Here is a 25,313-nt window from a genome sequence, read left to right as displayed (position 1 = left end):
ATTTAAAAAGGAGTGAAGTTTTGGAACCAAGGATTAGTATTATTACGTTGGGTGTACGTGACTTAGAAAAGTCGTATCAGTTTTATAAGAACTTGGGTTTTCCGACAACGCGTAAACCTGAATCTGGTATTGTGTTTTTTCAAACGAGTGGCGTGTGCCTTGCTTTGTATCCTATTGAAGAGTTAGCCAAGGATGTCTCACCGGATATGTCTTTAGCTCGTAGTCAATTTTCAGGAATCACTCTGGCGCATAATACAAAGCGAAAAGATGAAGTGGATGAAATCCTTCAGTTAGCAGAGAAGGTGGGTGGAGTGATTGAGAAACAGGCGCAAGATGTATTTTGGGGTGGTTATAGTGGATATTTTTCTGATCCGGATGGTTATCTCTGGGAAGTGGCGTATGCGGATTGCTGGAAGTTTAACCCTGACGGCAGTCTCGTTATTGAGTAGCAAATCGATAGTGCTAAATTGATCCTATGCTTAAACAATTGAAGATACGTAACTGTATCGGTTTGTTTATGTCAATCGAGATAGGTAAGTATTCAGATAATGCTTAGTAACAGGTAATTTTACCAAGCACGATTGTTTAGATACTTATACTGGTTGGTATTGGATAGGAGATGAGTATGATCCACCATCTGGCTTTGCTATTGATGGCCCCGGTGTTTGTTGTCCAGGGCCAGTATGTCCGCAGAAATACGCCTAAGTTGGAAGAAGCCTGGGGGCCTAGAAGTGGTAGCATAGGCCAGGGGAAGCCCCTTCGATTATTGCTTATTGGTGATTCTGCGGCTGCTGGTGTGGGAGTGGAACATCAGTCTCAAGCTTTGTCCGGTCACTTAGTCAATGAGTTGGCTGATAGTTTCCAGTTGGAGTGGAATTTGGTCGCCGAGTCTGGAATGACGACAAAAGCCATGAGCCAGCAATTGGTATATCAACCCCGGTTACCTTATGACATCGTGATTGCTTCCCTTGGTGTTAATGATGTCACTCAACCAATTAGTTCAATGAAATGGATAGAGCAGCAAAAGGTGTTGGTCAATCAGCTTCGCCAGCGTTTTTCTTGCCAGCAAATTATTCTGACTAAAATTCCCCCGATGGAAAAGTTTCCGGCTTTGCCGCACCCGTTAGGATGGTACTTGGGAAATAAAGCAAAAAGCTTTAATCGCCAATTAGCACAATGGGTGATTAAGGAGAAGGATTGCGATTTGATTGATATTAACCACCAGTTAGGTGCACATCATATGGCAACAGATGGCTTTCATCCGGGGCCTGCTATCTACCAATACTGGGGGGAGGCTATCGCTCAGGTAATAAAATCACGTTGGATGTTGGAAGGTTAAATCGCCAGCAGGGATAGAGGTTTATCAGGTTGTTTAGTGAGGGCTGTCTATACTAATGAATAACATTTTTGTTAGGAGAAACTTATGACTGCCAAACCCTCGAAACAATATATCAAGATTAAGGAAAGACATCCTGATTTCGTCGATGCCGTGGAATTATTAGGTAAGGCGGTCAAGAAAGAAGGACCTTTAGACGAGAAAACAGCACAATTGATCCAATTGGCAGCAGCGGCTGCAATTCGCTCGGAAGGGGCTGTTCATAGCCACGCAAGAAGAGCATTTGAAGCAGGAGCCAGTGTAGAAGAAATTCGTCATGTCTTGCTGCTTCTAACAAGTACTATCGGTTTCCCCGGTGTTATGGCTGCGATTAGCTGGGTAGATGACAAGCTGGAATCTCTCAAACAGGCTAAAGCTGGCGAAGACTGGGAAGTGTAGGGTATTTTTTTAGTTCGTAGGCACGAAAATAATGAAACCCGCAATATCGGCGGGTTTCTGAATTACTTATCAAATTGACAGGAGTATGAAAAGCGCGTCGAGAGTTAGCTCATACAGGGTTCTGCTTCTCTCTCGTTGACCACGCTACAAGCCCAGAAACTTGCGTGGTTGCTACTCTTTCCCCTCATCTCAAAAGCTCTATTGGCAGAAAGATACGCTTTTCATTAACTAGTATAGATCAGCTTCCGAGGTCGTCCAGTTAATGGGAAGAAAAAGTCAACAGAAAGTGCGCATTTTAATCTTTGGGTGCTTTTGTAATTAAGGTATTGATAATAGAGATAATTTTATATAGTTGATGTGTCTCACGGCCTGTGAAGAAAGTTGTTGGTATTGTTCTTTTCTTTAAAGGGATTACTGGCTAGCACCATGAAAATTAAAACAATTTTATCTTTAATCGCCGTTATGACTGTGTTGCCGGGCTGTTCGTCTCGGATGGGGAAGCCTTATCTTCACGATATAACAACCTACCCGGAGAGAACCAAGGTAAGCCAAGAAAATTGGGATGAAGTTGTAAAAGTGAGTTATCTTGCCAATGCCCTTATGGAAAGTGATAACCGAGCTGATATTGTTGAAAGGGTTACAAAGTCTGATGTCGTTGGGGAGTGGAATGCTTTTCAGACATCAACTGTTGCGCAGATGTCGACAGATTTGGCGGTAGGTCAGTTTGATTCTGCCGCAGGGCATAGTGTAGGGGCTGCTGTATTAGCGGCTGATTTGCTTTTTGGCGAAATGTTTGACGGCAGCGAAGATGTTGCCACCAGCGCATGGCTGCCTGATACATACAACGGTCAAAAACTGGAGACAGAAGAGCAGGCGCAGGCTGCTTTAATTGATTTAACCTTAAATCAGGCTCAGAAAGTCGCGGATACGTTGGGGTGGGATGCAAGTTGCATCTATGGTTGTAGTGTAGGAACAGATTCAAAGCGCTTAGTTATCTATTTTAAAAACATCAAGCAGCGCTCGCTTCATGCAGACTACATATATAAACCTGCTGAGTTTGCAATGCAGATTTCGTTTAATTCATTAGTTAGGGTTGAGAAAGAAGATCCTGTCCACGCTTTATTAGGAGAACAGATCGGCTGGAAGACGCGTGGCCATAACTCTTATTATGTTGGTGTGTATTCGCACCTCATACATAACGGCAATGGCGAAGTTAAGCTGAATATTGACGAAGAAAGTGGAAAAAAATATGTTGCGGCTTATCGAGACATGGCTGAAACCCATCTTGGCCGCGATATTATGCGTACTTTTCACAACACACCATATACCTTGTTTGGCTCAAGTGCTGTTTATCCGAGAGTAATTTACTACCGTGGTGTTGCTTATACTTTCATAAGTAATAGCAATAGCATTATATCGGATCGTTTCCTTGATGAGCGATATTTGCTTGATGGCAAAGCGCCTGTTACCACGCCAATAGAGCTTCAGACTCCAGTTGTTGATGGTTCGTAACCAGACACACTATGAATAGACAGTTCTATGTCCGCATGTTTAAAGCCGTATCTTTGATATCAGTCATTCGATGGTGTCGGAATAATTTTAAGATTTTAGTGTTATTTTTATTTAATTTGAAAAAGGAATATCGCATGGCAAATATTCGAACAACTTCAGGTCACCCAAATGGTTTTTGTGGCTTACCTTGGTATGAGATTAGAGAAAACTTAATATATCCTACTGTAGCACATCCTCGTGGATGGAGTGGTTATGCATGGTTTGAAGTAAGAGAGGACAATAAAATATTCGCAACCGTTAATCATCCGGAAGGGCCATCAGAGTTGCCGTGGTTTGAGCTTGATAAGAAATACATTAGTTGCACAATAAATCATCCCAAAGGCTGGCATGGAATTCCATGGTACGAGATCGTTTAATTAAAAGTTTAATCTTCTAATGCTGTAAAAGCAGGGCAAAATAAATTTGCCCTGTCGGGTTTTTCAAATAGGCTCAGTCCAAATGCTGGCTTTACTTTAATCATTCATAGGCTGCTTCGGAGGGATTTTTGTACATGGAATTGAAAAGCAATGGAGCTGGAATATTTTACCAAGAAGAATAGTTTCGTATTAATTAATTGGGTATCAAGTGCTGAGCTTAACTATCTTTGGAGTGGGCCAGTTTTTGATTTTCCGTTGACAGCGCAACAGATTGCTTCACATATCGCCACACCGGAAGTGATTCCGTTTATATTAAGAAATGAAGGTAAGCCATTAGGCTATATTGAGCTTGTTCGCGAGTCTACGACTAAATACAGAATGTGTCGGGTCTTGATAGGTGATGAGTCTTATCGAGGAAAAGGTTATGGAAAAGGACTTGTTAAACTGGCGGTCCGGTATGCATGTGAAGTATTAAACGCAAAAGTCGTAACTCTGGCTGTTTTTGAAAATAACCCGGTAGCATTGCGATGTTACCAGTCATTGGGTTTTACGATCACAGGGAAAGAAATGAATATTCGGACATTCAATGGCGAAAGCTGGACGCTGCTTTACATGGAAAAGAAGATCGCAGCCTGAATCATTAATCATATTTCGTAACATATGTATGTTCTCGACTATTATGGAGGTAGATACGTAGCCGGTTTTCCCGGCTTAGCTTAAAGTCGGGAATCGTTTTTATGCTAGAGATTGATGCCGCTAAAGCTGTTGAAGCGATTGAACAGTATGTTTCTGATTTGCTAGATGAGAGAAACAAAAACTGTATTGTTATGGGGCTTAGTGGTGGTATAGATTCTGCGGTATTAATAACGCTTGCAGTTCGTGCTGTTGGTGCTAAGAGGGTGAAAGCTTTTTTCCTGAAAGATCGTGACAGTGAAAATGATTCAGAGATTAAAGCCAGAGTTATGGCCGACTGGCTTGGTATTGAATTGCAGGTACAGGATATCTCGTCAAAAATGAAGAGCAAAGGGGTTTATGACCCTTTTATTATGCGAGTCAGTAAGCTGTCAGGAGTAATGAAACGTTTTCTCTTAGCCTTATATTCATTCATTTTTCGAGAAACGGTGCACCTTTCCACGATAAAAGGAGGTTGTGGGCAGTTAGGCAGAAACCCCCTTAAAAAACTGATTTATTACTTTTTTATTGTCCCGCTGGTGCAAAGTTTTAATACTAGGCACATTTATCGGCGAACACTCATTGAGAAAGAGGCTGATAAGCTCAATGGTGTTGTGATTGGCGCTGCTAACTATACTGAAGCGCAGGCTGGCTGGTTTGTAAAAGAAGGGATTGATGATATGCCAATTCAGCCAATGGCAGGCCTTTTCAAAACTCAAATATGGCAACTCGCTGAATATTTAGGCCTTCCTTTGAATATTCGACAACAGCTACCTTCGCCAGATATGGTACAGGGGGTTACTTCGGAAATCAGTATTGGTATTGCTTACCGTCGTTTTGACATAATCTTTGATTATATTGAACGTGGAATCATGGAGAGTGAGATTATTGCCAAAGGAGTGTCGGAAGAGGAGCTTGATCATGTTAGGGATATCCAGCGTTTTTCTGCCTGGATGCGAGAGTCTCCTCACGAACCACCACCGATAACCGGGAAAGTCGGCAGCCCATATCGAACGGATTTATGTATTCCTGAATAATTTCCGGTCTTTTCTTATTTACCAGTGATATAACTCGATTATTGTCATTATTATGACACTGTTTATGCTTCTCATCGTATAGTATCTGAATCAACAGGTGTTAATGAATTAGGTGGACGTTATGGATAATAATCAGAAAGGGTTAATTTTTCTTGGTATATTTTTGGCGATTGGATTGAGTATCGCAGGATATTTTATTAGTCAGACAATATATAACTCCAAGGTTGCTTTAAATACCGCAGAGGCTAAAGGGTTGGCCGAGCGCCGTGTACGCGCAGATACTGCAACTTGGGAGTTGGTATTTAGTGTTACCGGAAAAAGCAAAGGGGAATTACCTAAGTTATATGCAGAAGCTGAACAACGACAGAAAGTAATTATTGACCTATTAAAAGAAAAGGGCTTTAAAGAGAGTGAAATTGAAATTGGTGTCATAGATTACTACCCTGAAGAATACAGAGATGATAAACAAAATTTAGTTGATCAAAAGCATTCATTGATTGGTTCAATTGTTGTAAATACCCATGATGTTGAGCTTGTTTCAAAAGTCAGGGCAAATGTGAATACCCTTATTGCACAGGGCATTGATATTGAAAACAGAGCGCCAGCTTATTTGTTTACCAAGCTAAATGACATCAAGCCTGAAATGTTGCGGGAAGCAACTAAAAACGCACGTGTTGCCGCCAATGAGTTTGCCCAGAATGCGGGCGTTAACGTTGGTGGGATCCGTAGTGCCCGTCAGGGAAGTTTCTTTATCAAAGATGCAGGCAATAGCTATGGTGATACGGAAAAAATTGAAAAAGATGTTCGTGTTGTAACAACGATTACCTTCTATCTAACCGATTAAGCACGGTTGCTCATAATAGGCACAAATCGACGTAATGGAGTGGCTCTTTTGTTTGCGCCACTTCTAACTGATCTTTTATCATTTTCCACCCCTTTATTTTGATAATGCGAACTATTCCGGATAATGGTTTTCTTGTCGGATGCAGGTTTGAGTATCTGGCAAAAAAATAATAAAAACCACATTTATAGACAAGGCTAAAATCTTACGCGTAAAATACGCCCCCTTGAAATAAAGTAAAATAGACAAGTGGGTTATGTCGCTATGAGAAACAAGTTTGAGTTATTGGCACCAGGTGGCGATATTGAGTCTATAAAAGCTGCGATTGTTGCAGGTGCAGATGCAATATATTGCGGACTTGATAACTTTAATGCCAGGAATCGCGCTACAAACTTAACATTTGATAACTTGAATGGTGTAGTCAGACTTGCTCACAAACACAACTGCAAAATATTTCTAACACTGAACATTATAATCTTGGAGAGTGAGATCCCGGCCATTGTTCGCTTATTGAATAAGTTGGTTAATACCAAGATTGATGGGGTTATTGTTCAGGATCTAGGTCTGTTTTATATCCTGAAAGAGCATTTTAAAGATCTAGATGTTCATGCTTCTACACAGGTTAATACCCACAATGTAGGGCAGATCTGTTTTTTCAGTAAGTTGACAGCTAGCCGCGTTAACTTATCACGTGAGTTAAACATCGATGAAATCAAACACTTGTCATATTTTGGCCTTGACCATAATGTGCTGACGGAAGTGTTTGTGCATGGCTCTTATTGTATCGGCTTTTCTGGCCTTTGTTACATCAGTTCAGTACGCAATGGCAGTTCAGGCAACCGTGGACGTTGTAGCCAACCATGCCGGGATCAATATCAAACCACGGCGGCAGGCAAGGACTATCCACTTAACATGAAGGATAATTCAGCGTTCTTCGATATGAAAGTGCTGGCCGATGCCGGCGTCTATTCATTTAAGGTAGAAGGCCGGATCAAAAAGTCTCACTATGTGTATACGGCAGTTGATAACTGGAATAAACAACTTAATAGTTATTGTAATAATGAAGAGCTGCTATCGGATAATACTGAGCTGTATACCGTGTTTAACCGTGATTTTTCAAATGGTTATTTGATGGGGGATATCAATAAGAATATGTTTATTGATAATCCTCGTGACAATTCGGCGAAACATTTTTCCAAGGTACACAACTGCACCAGTGAAGAAGACCTGAAGCAGGTTAAGAAAAAACTGTACGATGATAAAACGGATATCATTAAGACCGTCGAAGAGAAGATCCAAGACTTAAGTATCGATAAGCAACCGCTGACTGTTAGTTTGTCAGGTCAGTCGGATAGCAAGTTGAAGGTTACGGTTTCTTCGCCTGAGCATACTTTCGATGTTTATTCTGAGTCTGTTTTGTTCACTTCAGGCAAATACACAATTGATAATACATGTGATGAAAAATGGCTCAACTGTTTGAATAACGCTGAGTACTATATTGAATCATTCATCATTGACCCATCAGTTAGCCACCTGTTTGTACCTTTTAACGAGCTGGCGGCGATGAAGGAGCAGATTGCCATTATCATGAATGGCAATAAGCCGGTTATTGCGCCGATTGATACACCCGTGTTGGACAAAACAGGAAGCTTGGATACTAATCCGACATTGTCGGTACTGGTTTCATCGAAGGAAGATGTTGCACTGTGTGATTCGACAACAGCAGATATTTATTACCAGCTTCCTGAAGCTATGCAAGCTGAGTTGTCTCCGATGGTTGAGTTGTTTGCGCAAAATGAAACATTGATCCCATGGTTTCCGGCTATCTTGATAGGTGAAAACTATGAGGCTGCTGTTGAATTCTTAGCGTTGGTGAAACCTAAACTGATTGTGACAAACAATACAGGTGTCGCCTATGCGGCATATGAAAAAGGAATTGACTGGATTGCAGGCCCGCAGCTTAATGTCACGAATTCATTTAGCCTCAAGTGTATGAAAGAAGAGTTCAACTGCTGCGGCTCGTTTATCTCTAATGAAATAAAGAAGCTGCAGGTTAAGAACATCGTTAGGCCTGATAGCTTCAAGCTGTTTTACAGTATCTATCACCCACTTATGTTGCTGACCAGTCGCCAGTGCCTGTTTCACCAGACTGTAGGGTGTAAGAAGAAGCGCTTCGATCATAAATGCCTGAGAAAATGTGATAAATCAGCATCGATTTTAAGTTTGAAAGAAGCTTCGTTTGTGGTTGATAAACAAAAAGGCAGCCACAATACTATGTATAGTGAGCATAACTATCTCAATATGGATATCCTGTCGGATCTGCCAGGGAAGTTTTCGAGCTATTTCATTGATTTGAGAGATATTCAAACTCAGACCAATATTGGCTTGGATAAGGTTGGGGTTATTGGGTTGTTCCAGCAGCTATTAAATGGGGAACCGAATGCCAAAGCGGATATCGAATCGGTGATATCACCGACTATCAAGGCTCAATACATCAAAGGGCTGTAATTTCGAATATCGAACACCGAGCGCCGGATAGCAATATCCGGCGCTTTTTTTTGTACTTAAAGTGCAAACCTCTACGCAGTAATAGGGAGGCCTAACAGACACCTGTCGCTATAGGGTGTACTGTTTATTGCGATCAGCTGCATATAAATTGATCATCTTGTGATTGTATCAAATGGAACAAAATTGGCATCCGACATGGAGGTAGAATGGCTTATTTCTCGCTGACCAAAGCACTTTTAGATACCGAGCATATCTGCTGTGCTTTTTCGGATAAAAAATGTGCGGAAGGTTATCAATTAAAGAAAAATTGGTTAGCGAAAGAATTCGATAACGGTTATCGCTTCATTCGTTTGGATGAGCGAGCAAAGGTATTTATTGAATATGGTCCGGCTGAGGCGGGCTGGGTGCCGGTATCAGCGCCAAATTACTTGCTGATAAATTGCTTTTGGGTTTCCGGAAAATACAAAGGGCATGGTCATGGTAAAGCATTGCTTAACATGGCTATTAATGATGCCAGAGCGCAAGGCAAGGACGGTCTGGTGACGGTCGTCGGCGCAAAAAAATGTCACTTCATGAGCGATGGAAAGTGGCTATTACGACAAGGCATTGAAGTGTGTGCGACCACAGATCAGGGGTTCAACCTTTTGGTTCTGAAGATTAACCCTGAAGCCCCGACACCTAGTTTTAATGATAACGCGAGTGTGGGGAATAGCCTTGTTAGCGAAGACACAGAAACAGGCAATGAAGGCGAAGATAATAAAGGGATCGTTGTTTATTACTCTAATCGATGCCCGTTTACTGAGTACCATGTATCGACATCGTTGGTGGAAACTGCAAGTAACCGCGGTTTGCCTCTTAAGGTTATTAAGTTTGAAACAGCCGAGCAGGCGCAGTTATCACCGACACCGGCGACTATTTTTAGCCTTTTCTATAACGGGCAGTTTGTGACGACGGATGTTAGTGTTTGCATGGATAGTCGGTTCGACAAAGCGATCTCTAAAATTAAGCGGTCCTAAACATTCTTTCTACTTGTTTGGCGATTTGCCGCATTGGTAGGGGGGGGGGCAGGTTGTCAGAGTAACTGCATGATTTATAGGTAAAAATATACCAATTCATTGTCCGTAAGGATTTCTTTCGAAGTGTTTTATTTGTATGATAAAAGCTTGGTTCATATTTTTCTGCTTTGTTGATGTTTGATAATAGCGCTAACAATATCGAATTTTTTTGAAAGTCTACTAGGGCATCTTGTTCTTCTGAATTGCTACTACATGATAATTACTTATTGACTAACGATAAGTAATTACTGTTTAATGCTTTCAAAAGTTGAACTGTTTAGTACAAAACATGACAAATAAGTACAAAGAACATTTGTCGGTTTAGGCATAGTTTCGCTTCGATAGTCCGGTTGATGTCTGGTGGCTATTCGATACATGTTCTTCCTTTATCTTCTTATCAACGACGGAATACATTATGAAAAAGCGCTGGATAGCAGCGTCATTGACTGCTGTTTGCTTGGCCGGTGTAAGGTACTACTCGTACCCGGTAGCTGAGACTGATAACGTTTTGCCTGTAATCATGGCAACGACCGGTACGATCGAAAAGCAGGCGGTGGCAGTGGGGCAGATAGTCCCTGCACACTCGGTACAGATCAAATCGCAGATTGAAGGTATTGTCGGCGAGGTTTATCACAAGGTGGGTGATAACATAGAAGTTGGTATGCCGTTATTTAAAATCCGCCCGAACCCAACACCTGCTCGTCTTACACAGGCAATGACAGAACTGATGTCAAGTGAAGCCGAACTTGAATCCAGTCAAAGACAACTAGAGAATCTGAAGCGTCTTGTCGATCAGGAAATTGTGCCGGAAAACTATGGCCAATATATTGAAGCTAAAGCCAAAGTGAAGCGCGCGATGGCTGATCTACAGCAAAAGCAGCAAAACTTAGATTTGATCCGAAGTGGGGAATCATCAGTCGGTGAATCCAGGCTGACATCTACTATTTTTGCTCCGATCCGCGGCACCATTTTAAATCTGAAAGTGGAAGTCGGTGAGCCGATTATTTCCACAGAATCCAGCCAGTCCGCAACGGAGATGATGTCGCTGGCAGATATGAACGACATGATTTTCAAAGGTAGCGTCAGTGAACATGATGCCGCGCAATTGCATGTCGGTATGTCTGTAACTATCACCCTCGCACCATACCCTGAACAGGAATTAACAGGCACCTTAAGTAAGGTGGCTGTTCAGTCTGAAAAGCTTAATGCCACGTCAAGTAACAGCAACCAAAGCTTTGATAATGGTTTCGAAGTGGAAGTCGGTGATATTCAGTTCCCTGAAGGTATTACAGTCCGCTCCGGTTTTTCGGCAACAGCAAAAATCACCCTGAAAAAAGCAGAATCAGTGACCACCATTCCAGAGCGTGTATTGCAATTTGAAGGCGAAGAGCCAGGGGTACTGGTATCAGATGAATCTGAACAGGGTTTTCATACCAAGCCTGTTGTGCTCGGCCTTTCAGACGGCATTAATGTTGAAGTGTTATCTGGCCTGAAGGATGGGGATGAAGTAGTAGATTCAAGCATGATGGGGGCGCCGAATGCCTAGTCGATATTTTAATTACAAACGTCCAGCCTTTCCGAAAACGGTGTGCACTGGTTTGTCTCTGATATTGCTTAGTGCGAGTATGCAGAGCTACGCACTCACTATCGAGCAGGCTTGGGATGCGGCGAAAGCTTATGATCCTAACTATCAGAAGGCACAGATTAGCGAAAAAATCGGTGAGGCAAATGTGCGTAGCAGCCGCAGTGAATTGCTTCCCGAGTTGTCGCTTGGCGCTAGCAGCGATTGGGATTGGCACGAGCATGGACAATACAGTAATGGTTACAATGTCACTTTGAATCAGGTTCTGTGGGATAGCAGTAAATGGTCTAAATTGGATGCTGCTGAGGCGTCAGCGCTGGAGTCGCAATTAAGGGGCCAGCAAGCACATAATGACTTGGCTGAAAAACTGATTACGGCTTATCTTGATTTGGCTAAAACTCAGGGCGATTTGCGCCTGGCCGAGCAAAAGCGGAAAGAAAGTGCAAAGATGCTCAATGTCATTGAGCAGAACTATAAAGCCGGTAAGGTGATGTCCACTGAGTTCGAAGATACCCGGGCAAATCAGCTTGATATTGAAGCGACGCTACTGGCCCGGCATTCTGATCTTGAACAAAAGAAAGCAGATCTGGCAGCCTTAATTAGTCATTTTCCGCAGCAGGTCGATGAAATCAGTACAAAGAATCTGACACAGCCACAGATGGTAGTTGAGGACCAAGGTGAATGGCTAACACTGGCGAAGAATAATAGTCCCGAATTGCTTGCGGCGAAACAAAAGCTAAGATCAGTTGAATTTAAGCAGGAGCAGGCTCAATCCGGTTACTATCCGACGGTCACCGGACGGGTCATGTACAGTGATAACGACAAAGCACGTAATGATGACTTGAGCGCCAATATCTCTTTAAATTTGCCTCTTGATCTTAATGGCGCGACGCGTGCCAATGTTGATCTGGCGAAGCTGGATGTCATGCAAGCCAAACAGGATGTCCGTTTGGTTGAAATCAATATCAAACAATTGATTCAGAGCCGGTTTAATCAGATTGACCTTGACTGGCAGCGTGTTGAAATGGCTCAGCGACAAATTAGTTCGCGAGAAAAGGCACTTGAGAGCAAGCAAATGGTCTATAAAGCAGGTCTTGCTGAGGCCAGTGATGTGATCACTGCGCACAATAATCTGTTTGATAGTAGAAACCTTTTGCAATCATTGCTTTACCAATACTGGTTACATCGGGTTGAACTGCTTAAATCCGTTGGTCAGCTCAATGACGATGCCGTTAAGCAAATATCTCGGGCATTACAATCATGAGCGCAATGCTTCAACAGACGCTTCAGACTTTAATGGCACACCGGCTGCGTAGCTTGCTGGCGGTGATTGCTATTGTATGGGGGATTGTCTCTGTACTGGTGCTGGTGGCTCTTGGTGAAGGTTTTTATCAGGTGAACACTAAGTCATTTGCTGTTTTGATGAGCGATACCCAGTCTGTTTACCCGGAAATGACCAGTAAGCCCTGGCAGGGACTGCCTGCCAGGCGGATGGTGACTATTACTGAAGCTGAAATGCGACAATTGGAACACCAGCCTGCAATAAAAGGGCTTGCGGTGGTTTACGAAAACTGGGAAGCCACAGTCACTGATACGCAAGGTCGTAGTTTGCCCGGTTATGTCCGTGGTGTTGATGGCCGTTTTGTTACCTGGCGAAAGTTCAAGTTAACGAAGGGCTCTCGTAATATCACCCCGAGTGATATTAAAAACCATAATCGAGTGGTAGTTGTGGGCTGGCAACTAGCCAATATCGCTGGTTTGTCTTTGGGAGGGCAAGTCAAAGTGAATGCTGTTCCTTTTACTGTTATCGGTATAACCGAGCAAAGTGAAGGGGGATTCCGAATGGATAATGACGAGCAGCAGGTCATGATGCCAAGCCCGACATTTACTGACCTGTGGCAGAAGAACCCATCAATGTTGCTGGTTGATCCAGCAGAAGGCATCTCCGGTGTTGTGTTGAGAAAAAGCCTGATTTCTTTCTTTGCAAAACAGCAGCATTTTGACCCGACAGATAGTCGTGCGATGTATCTTCCTGATTTCAGCCAAAGTGCTAAATTTTTTACGGCTCTGTTTCGCGGTATTCAATTGTTTCTAGGTATCAGTGGTGCTATGACCTTGGCCGTGGGAGCGTTAGGGGTTGCCAATATTATGTTTTTATCGGTAACAGAACGCACCCGAGAAATTGGTATTCGCTTAGCTATTGGTGCGACGCCAACGTCAATATTACTTCAGTTTATTACCGAAGGTGGCTTGTTGGTGATAGCCGGTACCGGGATCGGATTAATGCTTTCCTGCGCCATTGTGACATTGATGGCGGTAATCGGTATGCCAGATTGGCTTGGTATCCCGCAAATTACTTTTGATGCGGTGATGATGGCCCTTAGTGTTACCGGTGTGCTGGCGCTGATGGCCGCCTATTTCCCGGCAAAAAGGGCATCAAGGTTAACGCCAGTGATTGCCTTGAACGCGAGGGCATAAGATGTTTGTAATACGTCAGATTTTTCAAGAGATGGCTGCTGAGAAGCTGCGTCTTGGCCTGACTATATTGGCTGTGGTATGGGCGACAGTTTGTATCACCGTGATGCTGGCGGCTGGCGAAGGGCTTCGCCAGGGGCTGATCAGAAGTTCAGAAAGCGGTAATGGTAAGCTGATTTATTTGACCGGTGGTTACGCAACTAAGGATTTCGGTCGTTTCTCTCAGGGGGAGCAGTTGAAGCTCAAGCCCGAGGACATCAAGCTTATTCGTGCGCTGCCGTCGGTGAAGAGAGCGGAGCCGAGTGCCCTTTGGAATGCGAATGTAACCCATGGAGATAAAGGAACCTGGCAGTCACCTTTGGCTGTTTATCCAAGCTACCGTGAACTGATGGGGTTTGATATGGCGCCCGGCGGACGTTGGTTTAATCCGATGGATATTAAAGATCAGCGGAAAGTGATAGTGCTTGGCCAGAGTGCGGCTTACCTGCTATTCAGTGACAATGATGATTTTAATTGGATTGATTCACCGAAACTGACGTCAAATCCGGTTGGTAAAACCGTTAAGGTCGGTAATGAAGAGTTCACTCTGATTGGTTTATTAAAGAGTGGTAGTTCTTATATTGAAAATGGTATCCCGCTGGATTATGCCGTATTTATCCCTTTTTCTACTTGGCAGCGTTTCAATCCCAATGCGGCAATGAATGCTATCAATATAGAACCGGGAAAAAATGTAGACCGCATTGTGGTTGCGCAGAAGGCAAAGCAGTTGGTCGCCAGAAAATATGGAGCCAGCATGGAAGACGATCAGCTTATTCAGACACAAGATCTGTTGTTGCGCCAGAAGACGATGGGTCGTTTCCTTATTGGCCTACAGAGTTTTCTTGGCATTATTGGGCTGGTGACGTTGGGGGTTGCAGGGATTGGGATCGCCAATGTTATGTATGCAACGGTGAAGCGGGCGACCCGTGACATCGGGATCCGAATGGCGATTGGTGCAACTCCGGGTGATATAAAACGCCATTATTTATTGCAAGCATTGCTGACCATGACAATTGGTGGTGTGTTCGGGCTCTTGCTGACCTTCGGTTTGGTAGAGCTGCTGCAAAGTTTGCCCTTCGATGGCAACGTGATTTATGACGAACTAGGAAAGCCGAAACCTGAGCTTTCTACCTCCATCGTATTAGTCGTCATTTTGGCTCTGGGTCTTGTGGGTATTGCTGCGGCATGGTTTCCGGCCAATCGCGCAGCGAGTATTATGCCACTAGAGGCATTGCAGAATGAGTGAACACAGGAATAAAACAAGTAGGACAAGCATGTCGACATCGACCTCATTAGTACAACTTCGAAATATTAGTAAGCATTACCAGAGTGGTGAGGAAACGGTTCGCGCGTTGGATCAAGTGTCGTTAGATATAAATCGTGGTGAATATCTTTCAATACTTGGGCCGTCAGGCTCAGGTAAATCTACCCTGATGAATGTTTTAGGCTGTCTCGATAAGCCCACATCCGGTGATTACAAACTGGATAGTGAAGATGTGTCAGTGTTGAGCAGTAAGCAACTGGCTATGATTCGTAACCGAAACATCGGCTTCGTTTTTCAGGGGTTTAATCTGCTGGAATATGCCAGTGCGCTGGACAACGTGGCATTGCCTTTGGTCTACCGGGGCATAAAAGCCAAAGAGAGGCGAGAGAAAGCAGCGGATTTGCTGGAACGTGTCGGGCTGGGGGATCGTATGGGCCATAAACCGAATCAGTTATCCGGCGGGCAAAAGCAACGAGTGGCCATTGCCCGGGCACTGGTCAACGATCCTCAGATTATTTTGGCAGATGAACCAACTGGTGCACTGGATTCACGATCCGGCGCTGAAATTGAAGCTTTGTTTAAACAACTACACCAGGAGGGCCGGACGTTGATTGTTGTTACTCATGATGTCGCATTGGCAAAACGTACACATCGGATAATCAATATTAAAGATGGTCAGGTGGTTAGTGATGAGCAGCTGGTGCAGTAGGGCAGGTTGGATTAATAAGCTGAAGGGTTAAATAAAGAAGTTTCAGATAAAGGCCCCGGAATGGTATTCCCATTGCCGGGGCTTTTCTTATCTTTTTTTAACATCTTGCGTCAGTACGCTGATTTAATGCAAGTGCATTAGTGTTGAGCAACGTGGCCTTCTGCAACACCGTCATCAGCTGTCATCATACGGTTTAGCATAGGTGCTGCAATTGCCATAACGATAGCAACGCCTAAAGTAACCAAGCCGATGTTCTGGAATACTTCAGTGTAAAGAGGCAGTGTTTTTAGTGGATCCGTTACGTTTTCCGGAACGGCACTGAACGATGCAACATAACCACCGATAATGAAAGATGCCGCTTGAGTCAGGAACCATGCTCCCATGGTAAAGCCCATCAGACGTTGAGGAACCAGGCTGGCAATCATCGCCAGGCCAAGGCCGCTGATAAGTAATTCACCTAAGCTTTGGAATAGATAAACCAGTACCATCCACCACACAGAAACCATACCGGTACTATCGGCAAACATCATGCCTGCGGCAGCAATTGACAAGAATCCAAAGGCACACATGAACATACCTACGGTGAACTTACCAGGCATAGATAAATCGCGGCCACGGCTTCCGTAATATGTGTACATGTAAGCCAGGATAGGGCTACATAGCACGACCCAGAATGGATTCAGCGCCTGCAGGCTTACCGGGTTGATATTGAAGCCAAACAGTTCGGTGCGAACGTTATAGATAGCAAAGAAGTTAAGAGACGTTGGCATTTGCGCATAAAGCACGTAGAACACAATTGCTTGAATCATCAGCACGAATGCAACAATCATTTTTTTACGTGCAGCACCCGTTGCCTTAAAGGTTTCTTTCATGAAAATAGTGACAACACCAATACCAATTAGTCCTAGCACCAGGTTTGCCATGAAGACGTTTTGAAGTAGCCATGCGCAGATTAGGGTAGAAATCAGAGTACCGCCCATGACCATGCCAAGATGAGACATTTTCATTGGTTTGGCATCGGGTTCAGAACCAATACCCTGAACAGTTTTGCGGAACATGACATAGCTCAACAGGCTGGCAATAAGGCCAAGGCCACAAATAACGAAAGCTGTTGCGTAACCGAAGCTTTCTGCAATCACAGGGCTTAGTGATAGTGAAACCAGTGAACCGATGTTGATTGACATGTAGTAAAGGGTGAAAGCACCATCCAGGCGATTGTCGCCTTCTTCATAACATTTTGCCAACAGGCTTGATGGGTTGGCTTTGAATAGACCATTACCAACAGCGATAGCACCCAGGGCGAAGAAGATGAAATTCGGATGAAGGATCGAAAAGCCCATCATGAAGTAGCCGATAGCCAATACGATGGCACCGAAGATCATAGTTCGCTTAGTACCCAGGATATGGTCACCGACATAACCACCAACAGATACGAGTCCGTATACCAGTGCAGCAAACGCACCAAAGGTTACAAATGAATCTTGTTGGCTGAATCCAAGTTGTTGTACGAAGAATACTGCGAGGATACCTTGCAGTCCGTAATAACCAAAACGCTCCCATAGTTCGATGAAGAAGATCATCTTAAATGGTTTTGGTTGATCGAAAATGCTTACCTTGTTATTCATGCTGGTGTTATTCTCTGCGAATATTGGGTTTGTGTGGTGATTAAAACTCTATTTAACACTAAATAAAGTGATATCATCGATCATTTCAAGATGTTACATGTGATATATGTCTCATAGCCTGAGAGGTTCAGGTAGAAATAGATCTCTGAGTAAGGAATCGCGTTCAGACTACTTATTTTGAGTGAATGAAATAGCGCAATGAATACGCATTATTTCATCAGCAGAAATGTTGGAAACTCGATCTTTTTGATGACGACATAAAGCCTCATGATGACAATTAGCGCCATACATAACGGTGAGGCGATGTTAGTAACAACGCCAACCTTAATCATCAAAATATATAAACAGCTGCCAAGGATCACCGGGGTTGCGTAGAGCTCTGTGTTGTTAAACATGGTTGGCCGGTTAACGATAATATCTCTGATCACTCCGCCAAATACTGCCGTGATCACGCCCATAAAAATGGCGACATAAGCGGCATAGCCAGCAGAATATAGATTCGACGTTACCAGAATCGAGAACAGGGAGACGCCAATTGTGTCGAACAGGATCACCAGTTTTTCGACTTTGGTTTTTCGAATTTGTAAAATCAGGAAAAAGCCACCGCAGGCGCTTCCCAAGGCAACCCAGAAATAGGTTTGATCGCGGATCCAGAAGACTTGATCAGTATTAATGATGATGTCACGAAGTGTACCGCCACCTAAAGCGGTTACCCAGCCAAGCAACATAATACTGATTATGTCTTTACCCCGGTTCGATTCTGCTATTACTCCACTCAGCGCAAATGCCACAATGCATAACATTTCAAGGATATAAACGAACATATCCACCCTCATTAAGATTTATAACAACTATTTTTGATGCCTTCATCATTACATTGTTATAAGTCCGCTTCATTCTTGCGTGTCACACAATTAATTATCTGTCTGGTGTTCCTGATATTTGCTTAGCTTTGTAATTCATAAGCTGTAGCTGATCGCCTGTCAGTTGATAATCGCTAACATACGTTATGAGTAACCATTATGTATAATGATAAAAATTACTTTAGTATGAGCTGTGTTTATAATGAAACTACCACCTTTGCGCGCGCTGCAATGCTTTGAAGCTGTAGCACGTTTGGGAAGCTTTTCCAAAGCGGCTGAACATTTACATGTTACTCAGAGTGCTGTTAGCCATCAGGTGAAATTGTTGGAAGAGTATCTGGGGGAAATTTTGTTTAACCGCCAGGGACGCTTATTGTCGCTGACTGATGTCGGGGCGCAGTATTTTGAAGATGTTAGTCAGTCGCTGACTAATTTGTCGAAAGCCAGTGAGCAGATCCGGGAGGGGAAATCAGGGCAAATTCGGTTAGCTTTATATAGCTCATTGGCTGTTAAATGGTTGATCCCGAGGCTTGATGATCTGCACCAAACATATCCGGAAATTGATTTAACATTGAATATGGTTGCCGATGAACCTGAGTGTACGGATGCGGTTGCCGACTGTTTTATTACAGTGAAACCGCCGGAAAAAAATTATGTCAGTGAATTTCTATATTCTGAGCGGTTGTATCCTGTTTGTGGCAACAAATTGTGGCGTGAGCTTAAAGATAAGCCATTTCCTGAGGCCTTGTGGCAGCATCCGCTGCTATCGGTACAGTATTCTTCGGAAGAAGGCCATGCACAGGATTGGAAGAGTTGGTGCCAGCAGGGTGGATTTGAATTGCCAGGCCACATTAGGGCCAGTCATTTTAGCCATGTGTTACTTGCGGCTGAAGCGGCACGCTATGATCAAGGGATCTGCCTGATTAATGACTATTTGATGACAACTCAGGAGCGTCAGAATAACTTTGTACGTATCCCTATGCATGAACTGCAAACAGGAGATAGTTTTTACTTTACCTATAAAGCCACGAGGGTAAAACAAGAAGATATAATCAAACTGGGTCGTTGGCTAAAACAGCAGTGCCATGAGTAAATTGTTTAAAGACAAATCTGATATATTCTTGCTGCTGAAGTGGGCAAGAATATATAAAGGGAAAATAGCATCAGGTTTGCCAGCGAGCAGAAATGATATATTATGCTGCCTGACAGACTTTTAGTCGATGGCAAGTAGGCCAGATGCTGTTTGTCCTTATTATTTTAAGCAGGAGGCCTTTATGGCTAAGAAACGAAAGCAGACTAAGCTTGAGCTAGTTGTAGATCAAACTAACCAGCTTATAGAAACAGAGCATGGTCGCGGAACAATTCGAGATAATGCATTAAAAGCGGTAGTGACCAGTAAGATGTTTTCTACTCGGGTAGTTAAAGCGAAGAAGGGGAAGGGAAGTTTTCAACGTAAGGGGAAACATGCAGGACGAGAGTCCTATTCAATGGCAGCTTAATATTAAGTGTTATTGAATAGGGCTTTAAATTTCGGCATAGAATTACGTTACAGGCCTTCCTTATCAGCACTATTATCAATAAAAACCTTTATTTTCAATGTCTTACTGTGTTATCAACCTGTGATGGCTATCACCGACTTAATATCTTATTGAATCTAAACTGATCTTTTTGCAGAAAGTGTCTGCTATTTTTCAGAATGGTCGAGTGAATTGTGAATATTAAACCTAAAATCATCGTTTCGGAAAGAGATGAGATGCGATTAGAAGCTTTGCTGGAAACCGTTCCTGATTCAGTGGTAACTAAGCAAAGGTTGGAAGATGAATTAGATCGAGCCGATGTGGTCGGTAGCGAAGAGATTCCACCGAATGTAGTGACAATGAACGCAACGGTACGCTTTGCTCTGTCGTCTTCTAAAGAGGAATGCTGTTTAACGCTTGTTTACCCGAAAGACATGGATGAATCAGGTGATAAAATATCAGTACTTGCGCCGGTAGGAAGTGCATTGCTTGGTTTATCCATTGGCGATGAAATTGAGTGGCCGAGTCCGAATGGTAATTCGTTGAAAGTAAAAATTCTTGACGTGATATACCAGCCTGAGCGGGCTGGCGATTATCATCTATAGCATCAATATTTCTTTATTAAAAACAGCATCGATACTCTCGATGCTGTTTTTTTATCTGAAGATGTATTTGTGTTTAGCTGCTGGAATGCGATGAAATGAATGTCGTGGTTAAGAAAGTCTTAACTCATCGCCTTATAGAGTCAAATTTCAGGGCTAGTCACAGCATTTAAATGCTTTAGATTGCACTATTTGTTTATAGAATCAGGATATGCAATTAGTTATTTTGACGGATGGAATCGTCTATGATTTGGGAACAGCTAAAATACAAGTTTCTTTTTGCCGCAGGAATCTTGAGCTTGCTTTGTCAGGTAGGGTGTTCTATTTCGCCACTACAAATACCAAATGAATCAGAAAATATCTATTCGCAGCTTCCGCCTTCTGATATTGAATTAAATATTGAAGGGCTGGGGCCGTGTAATGACGGAGCAGATAGAAAAATAAAGATTAACTCGCAATATCCGGTGACCGTATTAGTACATGGTTGTTTCAGTTCTGCAGGACGCTTTCGATCCCTTGCCGATGTACTTGCTTTTCATGGACAGCAGAGTGTTTGTTTCAGTTACGATGATCGGGACAGTTTGATGACAAGTTCGCATAAGCTGGCTCGAGCGTTAGAGCAATTGAGCAAGGAATCAGCGTCATCGCAAATTACGGTTATGGGGCATAGTCAGGGAGGTCTGATTGCCCGCAAGGCGCTGGTGTCTGAGCGGGAAGCGTCAATCGAAACCAGTGCTCAACTGGATCTTGTAACTGTTTCAGCACCACTGGCTGGTGTTGATGCGGCACGATACTGTGCCAACCCGGTGATTCGCTTTGCAACGCTTGGATTACATGATTTAGCTTGTTGGCTGGTTAGTGGCGACAAGTGGCATGAAATTACCTACGCATCAGATTTCATCCGGCAACCGGGGGCGCTGGACTCTTCGGTAGGCCGTTATTTGCAAATTGTGACTGATGAAAGAGATAGCTGCCGGAAATTCAATGAACAAGGTCAGTGCCTTGAAGATGACTATGTGTTTTCGCTAGAGGAACAAAGATTGTCGCCGATAGCAAGCGGTGCGACAGCAAAGACTGTTGAAATTCATGCCGGGCATGTAGAAATTGTGGGTGAGGCCGGTGTAATACCGGTTAAATTGATCCAGACCTTACAGCAAGAAGGCTATATAAGATCCACAGATAGCAGGCGGATAGAACACTTTAATTTATTGCTTGCGCGGTTATATCACAATCAGTGTCTTGTTGAATGTAAAGGTACTGAGACAACACTATAATACCGAGATAATTGAGATGAATAAAAGATGGCTTGTCCTGAGTTATGGTCAAGCCATTTTTTTGTTTCGGGTATACCAAACTGAATAATATATATGTAAATCAAGTAATTATTTATTTCGTTAGTGCGGCGTGTTTAACATCTGGTTCTCAAAACAGCAAAAAACTTAACTCTTCATATGCTATTGGTGTGATAATTCAACATCGGTCATAAAATAAAATTTTACATCGTGATAGCTTTTGTGCTGCATAATTTTGAAGGAGTGTGGTATGCAAGACGCAAACGCTAGATTTCCGTTAACGGCCAGGGTGTTAATCCTAAGGCAGTTCCTGTGGGGAGCCGCTTTTTACGGAACCTATGTATTATTAACTAAGTTCTTTTTATTCGAGCTAAATTATAGTGAAGCCGATACCATCATGATGATGGGTGCATTCGGTGCTGTGGGCCCTGTATTTTCGGCTGTCGGGGGCTTTGTTGCGGACCGGTATATCGGTTCATTTCGTGCGGTATATATTGGTTATACCACCTATACTATCGGCTTCTTTTTGTTGGGTTTTGGTGCAAGTACCCTGAATGTTTCGCTCAGTATTTTTTCTATTGCCTTGATTGGTTATGCCCGAGGTTTGTCTGCGACAAGCCCGACAGTTCTTTTGGGTAACTCTTACTCAGAAACGAACCGGGATTCTTTCCAGCAAGGTTTGACGGTTAACTACTCAATTAACAACCTTGGTTCATTTTCATCCCAGTACCTATTCCCATTCATGGTGGCTTTTCTTGCCTATCAAGGGAATTTCTATATTGCTTCTGGCTTGATGTCTATTACCCTTGTTCTGTTTGTCCTTTTCCGTAAACGCTTTGTTGAAGTCGGTAATGACATTGACCGTCAGGAAGTAAGCCTGAAGACATGGGCATGCTTTGTTGCAGGTTCGGCTGTCATGCTGGGGCTAGTTTATTGGGTATTTTCGAATTTGGATGCAGGTAAATACCTGTTATACGCCCTAGGTGTTGGTGCGATTTTGTACTTCATTTTCGAAACAACCCGCGCGACTGCAGCATATAAATATAAGATGTGCAGTGTATTGATCATGATTTTCATTATGATCTCTTTCTATTTCTATTATGGTCAGATGATGACCTCAATGAACATTTATGCGATTAATCTGATGGGGGATCAGATCTTCGGCTTTATTCCTATCCGTCCTGAATCCAATGCCGCATTTAACCCGCTATGGTGTTTCATTCTGGGTGCTCCGGTAATCTTTGTTTATGGCTGGCTTGAGCGTAATGGTTACTCCTCTTCAATTCCGACTAAATTTGCTGCGGCATTTGTGTTCAGTGCGGTAGCATTCGGACTACTTGGCCTGTCTACCAGTTTTGTCGGAGAAGACGGTAAGATTGCCGGAGATTGGATTTTATGGGTGAACTTCTTCCAGTCACTGGCTGAGCTGATTGTGGGGGCTCTTGGTGCTGGTTTTATTTTTGAAATGGTGCCGCGTTACTTGTCAGCATTCGCAATTGGCTTACGTTCCGTAGCGCTTTCTCTCAGTGGTATTCTTGCAGCGGTGATTTCCACCAGAATTGCCTTGCCAAAAGATCAGGTAATGACACCTGAAATTATCGAAGGGGTGTACGCAAACTACTTCTATGGTCTGGCGGCATTGGCGGTAGTGATGGCAGTTGCTACGCTGATGTTATCTAAGGTTATTGCTAAGTTGATCCGTAAGGGCGAAGAACTCGAAAAAGAGGCGGTTACGCAGAATACTGTTGCTGAACAGTAATATTATAATTTTACTTTTTAAGCGGTTTAGCCATATTTTTGGCTAAACCGTTTTTTGTTATTAAATGCATGATTCCTATTGAGAATATGGCATTAATTTGTTGTTGGAATGGTTTAGGTGAGATCGGTTTAATATCAAGATCTCATCTTTGTAAAAAAGTTTTCTCTCAATATGCTATTTGTTCAATAACTTATCATTGATCATAAAATGGTAATTTTCCGTATGCTAGTTTTTGCCATGCATTATATTGAAGGAGCATGATATGCAAGACGCAAACGCTAGATTTCCGTTTATAGCTAGGATTTTAATCCTAAGGCAGTTCCTGTGGGGAGCGGCCTTTTATGGGACATATGTCCTGCTTACCAAGTTCTTCCTGTTTGAGTTAAATTACAGCGAAGCTGATACCATCATGATGATGGGGGCATTCGGGGCTGTTGGTCCTGTTTTTTCTGCTGTCGGTGGTTTTGTTGCTGACCGTTATATCGGCTCTTTCAGGGCGGTATACATTGGCTACACCATCTATACCATAGGCTTCTTCTTGCTTGGTCTTGGTGCAAGCAGCCTGAACGTCCCATTAAGTATTTTTGCGATTGCGTTGATCGGCTATGCCCGCGGCTTGTCGGCCACGAGTCCGACAGTGTTACTTGGTAACTCTTATTCTGAAACCAACAGGGATTCATTCCAGCAGGGTTTGACCGTTAACTATTCGATCAATAATCTGGGTTCGTTTTCGTCTAAATACCTGTTCCCGTTTATGGTTGCTTATCTGGCTTACCAGGGTAACTTCTATATTGCATCAGGATTGATGTCGATTACCTTGGTTCTGTTTGTCGTCTTTCATAAGTACTTTGTTGCTGTCGGTAATGAGATTGACCGCCGAGCTGTCAGCATGAAAACCTGGGCATGTTTTGTCGCCGGTTCTGTCGTGATGCTTGGAATGGTTTACTGGGTATTCTCTAACCTGGATGCCGGTAAGTACCTGCTGTATGCACTGGGCGCTTGCGCAATTATGTATTTCATCTTTGAAATAACACGCGCTACCGCAGCATACAAATATAAGATGTGCGGCGTTCTTATTACCATTTTCATTTTGATCACTTTCTATTTCTACTATGGCCAGATGCTCACTTCTATGAACATCTACGCCATTAATCTGATGGGTGATCAGATCATGGGATTCATTCCTATTCGACCAGAATCGAATGCGGCATTTAACCCATTATGGTGTTTCATCCTTGGTGCTCCAGTGATTTATGTCTACGGATGGCTTGAGAGAAAAGGTTTCTCTCCATCTATTCCGACTAAATTTGCTGCGGCTTTTGTTTTCAGTGCTGTTGCATTTGGTTTGCTTGGCCTTTCAACCAGCTTTGTAGGCGAAGACGGTAAAATTGCAGCAGATTGGATTTTGTGGGTTCACTTCTTCCAGTCACTGGCTGAATTGATTGTCGGTGCATTGGGTGCAGGTTTCATTTTCGAAATGGTGCCACGTTATCTGTCAGCGTTTGCTATTGGCTTGCGTTCTGTGGCGTTATCACTCAGTGGCATTTTGGCTGCGGTAATTTCAACTAAAATTGCTTTGCCGAAAGATCAGGTGCTAACACCGGAAATCATCGAAGGTGTCTATGCCAGTTACTTCTACAATCTAGCCATGCTAGCTGTTGTAATGGCTGTTGTTACGCTCATGCTGTCTAAGGTTATCGCCAAGCTTATCCGCAAAGGCGAGGAGCTGGAGGAGCTGGAATCTGGTCAGGATGTAGCTGCCACCCACTAA

The 25,313-nt window shown here is 43.2% G+C and carries 23 protein-coding genes; 21 read left to right on the top strand and 2 right to left on the bottom strand.

Annotated features, from left to right (window positions below; translation table 11 throughout):
• Positions 1-20: 20 nt before the first annotated feature.
• From Q0852_RS17455 to Q0852_RS17385, 15 genes are all read left to right on the top strand, one after another.
• Positions 21-449, top strand: coding sequence for a VOC family protein (locus Q0852_RS17455; protein ID WP_299020095.1), 429 nt, complete (start codon positions 21-23; stop codon positions 447-449).
• 176 nt (positions 450-625) lie between these two features.
• Entirely contained in the window at positions 626-1,339 is a 714-nt protein-coding gene (locus Q0852_RS17450) for an SGNH/GDSL hydrolase family protein (RefSeq protein ID WP_299020093.1), read from the top strand.
• Between the two features lie 84 nt (positions 1,340-1,423).
• Positions 1,424-1,774, top strand: a complete 351-nt coding sequence (locus tag Q0852_RS17445) for a carboxymuconolactone decarboxylase family protein (protein WP_299020092.1) — start codon at positions 1,424-1,426, stop codon at positions 1,772-1,774.
• Between the two features lie 426 nt (positions 1,775-2,200).
• The gene (locus tag Q0852_RS17440; RefSeq protein ID WP_299020091.1) at positions 2,201-3,286 is read left to right on the top strand and encodes a hypothetical protein; all 1,086 of its coding nucleotides are present in this window, start codon (positions 2,201-2,203) and stop codon (positions 3,284-3,286) included.
• 134 nt (positions 3,287-3,420) lie between these two features.
• A complete protein-coding gene (locus Q0852_RS17435; RefSeq protein ID WP_299020089.1) occupies positions 3,421-3,702 on the top strand; it encodes a hypothetical protein in 282 nt (93 codons plus the stop codon).
• 150 nt (positions 3,703-3,852) lie between these two features.
• A complete protein-coding gene (locus Q0852_RS17430; RefSeq protein WP_299020087.1) occupies positions 3,853-4,338 on the top strand; it encodes a GNAT family protein in 486 nt (161 codons plus the stop codon).
• A 101-nt stretch (positions 4,339-4,439) separates the two neighbouring features.
• Positions 4,440-5,411, top strand: coding sequence for a hypothetical protein (locus tag Q0852_RS17425; RefSeq protein WP_299020085.1), 972 nt, complete (start codon positions 4,440-4,442; stop codon positions 5,409-5,411).
• Between the two features lie 121 nt (positions 5,412-5,532).
• A complete protein-coding gene (locus Q0852_RS17420) occupies positions 5,533-6,255 on the top strand; it encodes an SIMPL domain-containing protein (protein WP_299020083.1) in 723 nt (240 codons plus the stop codon).
• Between the two features lie 261 nt (positions 6,256-6,516).
• Positions 6,517-8,760, top strand: coding sequence for a peptidase U32 family protein (locus Q0852_RS17415; RefSeq protein WP_299020081.1), 2,244 nt, complete (start codon positions 6,517-6,519; stop codon positions 8,758-8,760).
• Positions 8,761-8,966: 206 nt separating this feature from the next.
• On the top strand, positions 8,967-9,776 hold the full coding sequence (locus Q0852_RS17410) for an N-acetyltransferase (protein WP_299020079.1): 810 nt from the start codon (positions 8,967-8,969) through the stop codon (positions 9,774-9,776).
• A 454-nt stretch (positions 9,777-10,230) separates the two neighbouring features.
• Positions 10,231-11,361 carry an efflux RND transporter periplasmic adaptor subunit gene (locus tag Q0852_RS17405; protein WP_299020077.1) on the top strand — a complete coding sequence of 377 codons (1,131 nt, stop codon included), beginning with the start codon at positions 10,231-10,233 and terminating at the stop codon, positions 11,359-11,361.
• Positions 11,362-11,440: 79 nt separating this feature from the next.
• Entirely contained in the window at positions 11,441-12,661 is a 1,221-nt protein-coding gene (locus Q0852_RS17400; RefSeq protein WP_299020143.1) for a TolC family protein, read from the top strand.
• Positions 12,658-13,875, top strand: a complete 1,218-nt coding sequence (locus Q0852_RS17395) for an ABC transporter permease (protein ID WP_299020075.1) — start codon at positions 12,658-12,660, stop codon at positions 13,873-13,875. The genes Q0852_RS17400 and Q0852_RS17395 overlap by 4 nt, the downstream gene beginning before the upstream one ends.
• A gap of 1 nt (position 13,876) precedes the next feature.
• Positions 13,877-15,157, top strand: coding sequence for an ABC transporter permease (locus Q0852_RS17390; protein WP_299020073.1), 1,281 nt, complete (start codon positions 13,877-13,879; stop codon positions 15,155-15,157).
• Positions 15,158-15,185: 28 nt separating this feature from the next.
• Positions 15,186-15,884, top strand: a complete 699-nt coding sequence (locus Q0852_RS17385) for an ABC transporter ATP-binding protein (RefSeq protein WP_299020071.1) — start codon at positions 15,186-15,188, stop codon at positions 15,882-15,884.
• A gap of 137 nt (positions 15,885-16,021) precedes the next feature.
• Here the strand turns inward: Q0852_RS17385 and Q0852_RS17380 are convergent, their stop codons facing one another.
• Both Q0852_RS17380 and Q0852_RS17375 read right to left on the bottom strand, forming a co-directional pair.
• Positions 16,022-17,509 (bottom strand): oligopeptide:H+ symporter, encoded by a 1,488-nt coding sequence (locus tag Q0852_RS17380; RefSeq protein WP_299020069.1) that lies wholly within the window; start codon positions 17,507-17,509, stop codon positions 16,022-16,024.
• 209 nt (positions 17,510-17,718) lie between these two features.
• The gene (locus Q0852_RS17375; protein WP_299020067.1) at positions 17,719-18,333 is read right to left on the bottom strand and encodes a trimeric intracellular cation channel family protein; all 615 of its coding nucleotides are present in this window, start codon (positions 18,331-18,333) and stop codon (positions 17,719-17,721) included.
• A 241-nt stretch (positions 18,334-18,574) separates the two neighbouring features.
• On the opposite strand from Q0852_RS17375, the gene Q0852_RS17370 reads away from it, so the two are divergent.
• From Q0852_RS17370 to Q0852_RS17345, 6 genes are all read left to right on the top strand, one after another.
• The gene (locus tag Q0852_RS17370; protein WP_299020065.1) at positions 18,575-19,465 is read left to right on the top strand and encodes a LysR family transcriptional regulator; all 891 of its coding nucleotides are present in this window, start codon (positions 18,575-18,577) and stop codon (positions 19,463-19,465) included.
• A gap of 181 nt (positions 19,466-19,646) precedes the next feature.
• Positions 19,647-19,871 (top strand): alternative ribosome-rescue factor A, encoded by a 225-nt coding sequence (locus Q0852_RS17365; RefSeq protein ID WP_299020063.1) that lies wholly within the window; start codon positions 19,647-19,649, stop codon positions 19,869-19,871.
• Positions 19,872-20,083: 212 nt separating this feature from the next.
• Positions 20,084-20,494, top strand: a complete 411-nt coding sequence (gene rnk / locus Q0852_RS17360) for a nucleoside diphosphate kinase regulator (protein WP_299020061.1) — start codon at positions 20,084-20,086, stop codon at positions 20,492-20,494.
• A 242-nt stretch (positions 20,495-20,736) separates the two neighbouring features.
• Positions 20,737-21,765 (top strand): alpha/beta hydrolase, encoded by a 1,029-nt coding sequence (locus Q0852_RS17355; protein WP_299020059.1) that lies wholly within the window; start codon positions 20,737-20,739, stop codon positions 21,763-21,765.
• Positions 21,766-22,033: 268 nt separating this feature from the next.
• Positions 22,034-23,542: a peptide MFS transporter gene (locus Q0852_RS17350; protein ID WP_299020057.1), complete on the top strand. Its 1,509-nt coding sequence runs from the start codon at positions 22,034-22,036 to the stop codon at positions 23,540-23,542.
• 262 nt (positions 23,543-23,804) lie between these two features.
• Positions 23,805-25,313 (top strand): peptide MFS transporter, encoded by a 1,509-nt coding sequence (locus tag Q0852_RS17345; RefSeq protein WP_299020055.1) that lies wholly within the window; start codon positions 23,805-23,807, stop codon positions 25,311-25,313.

This window comes from uncultured Photobacterium sp. (assembly GCF_947502415.1).
Lineage (GTDB): Bacteria > Pseudomonadota > Gammaproteobacteria > Enterobacterales > Vibrionaceae > Photobacterium.
This window is presented reverse-complemented; position numbering and strand designations above follow the sequence as displayed.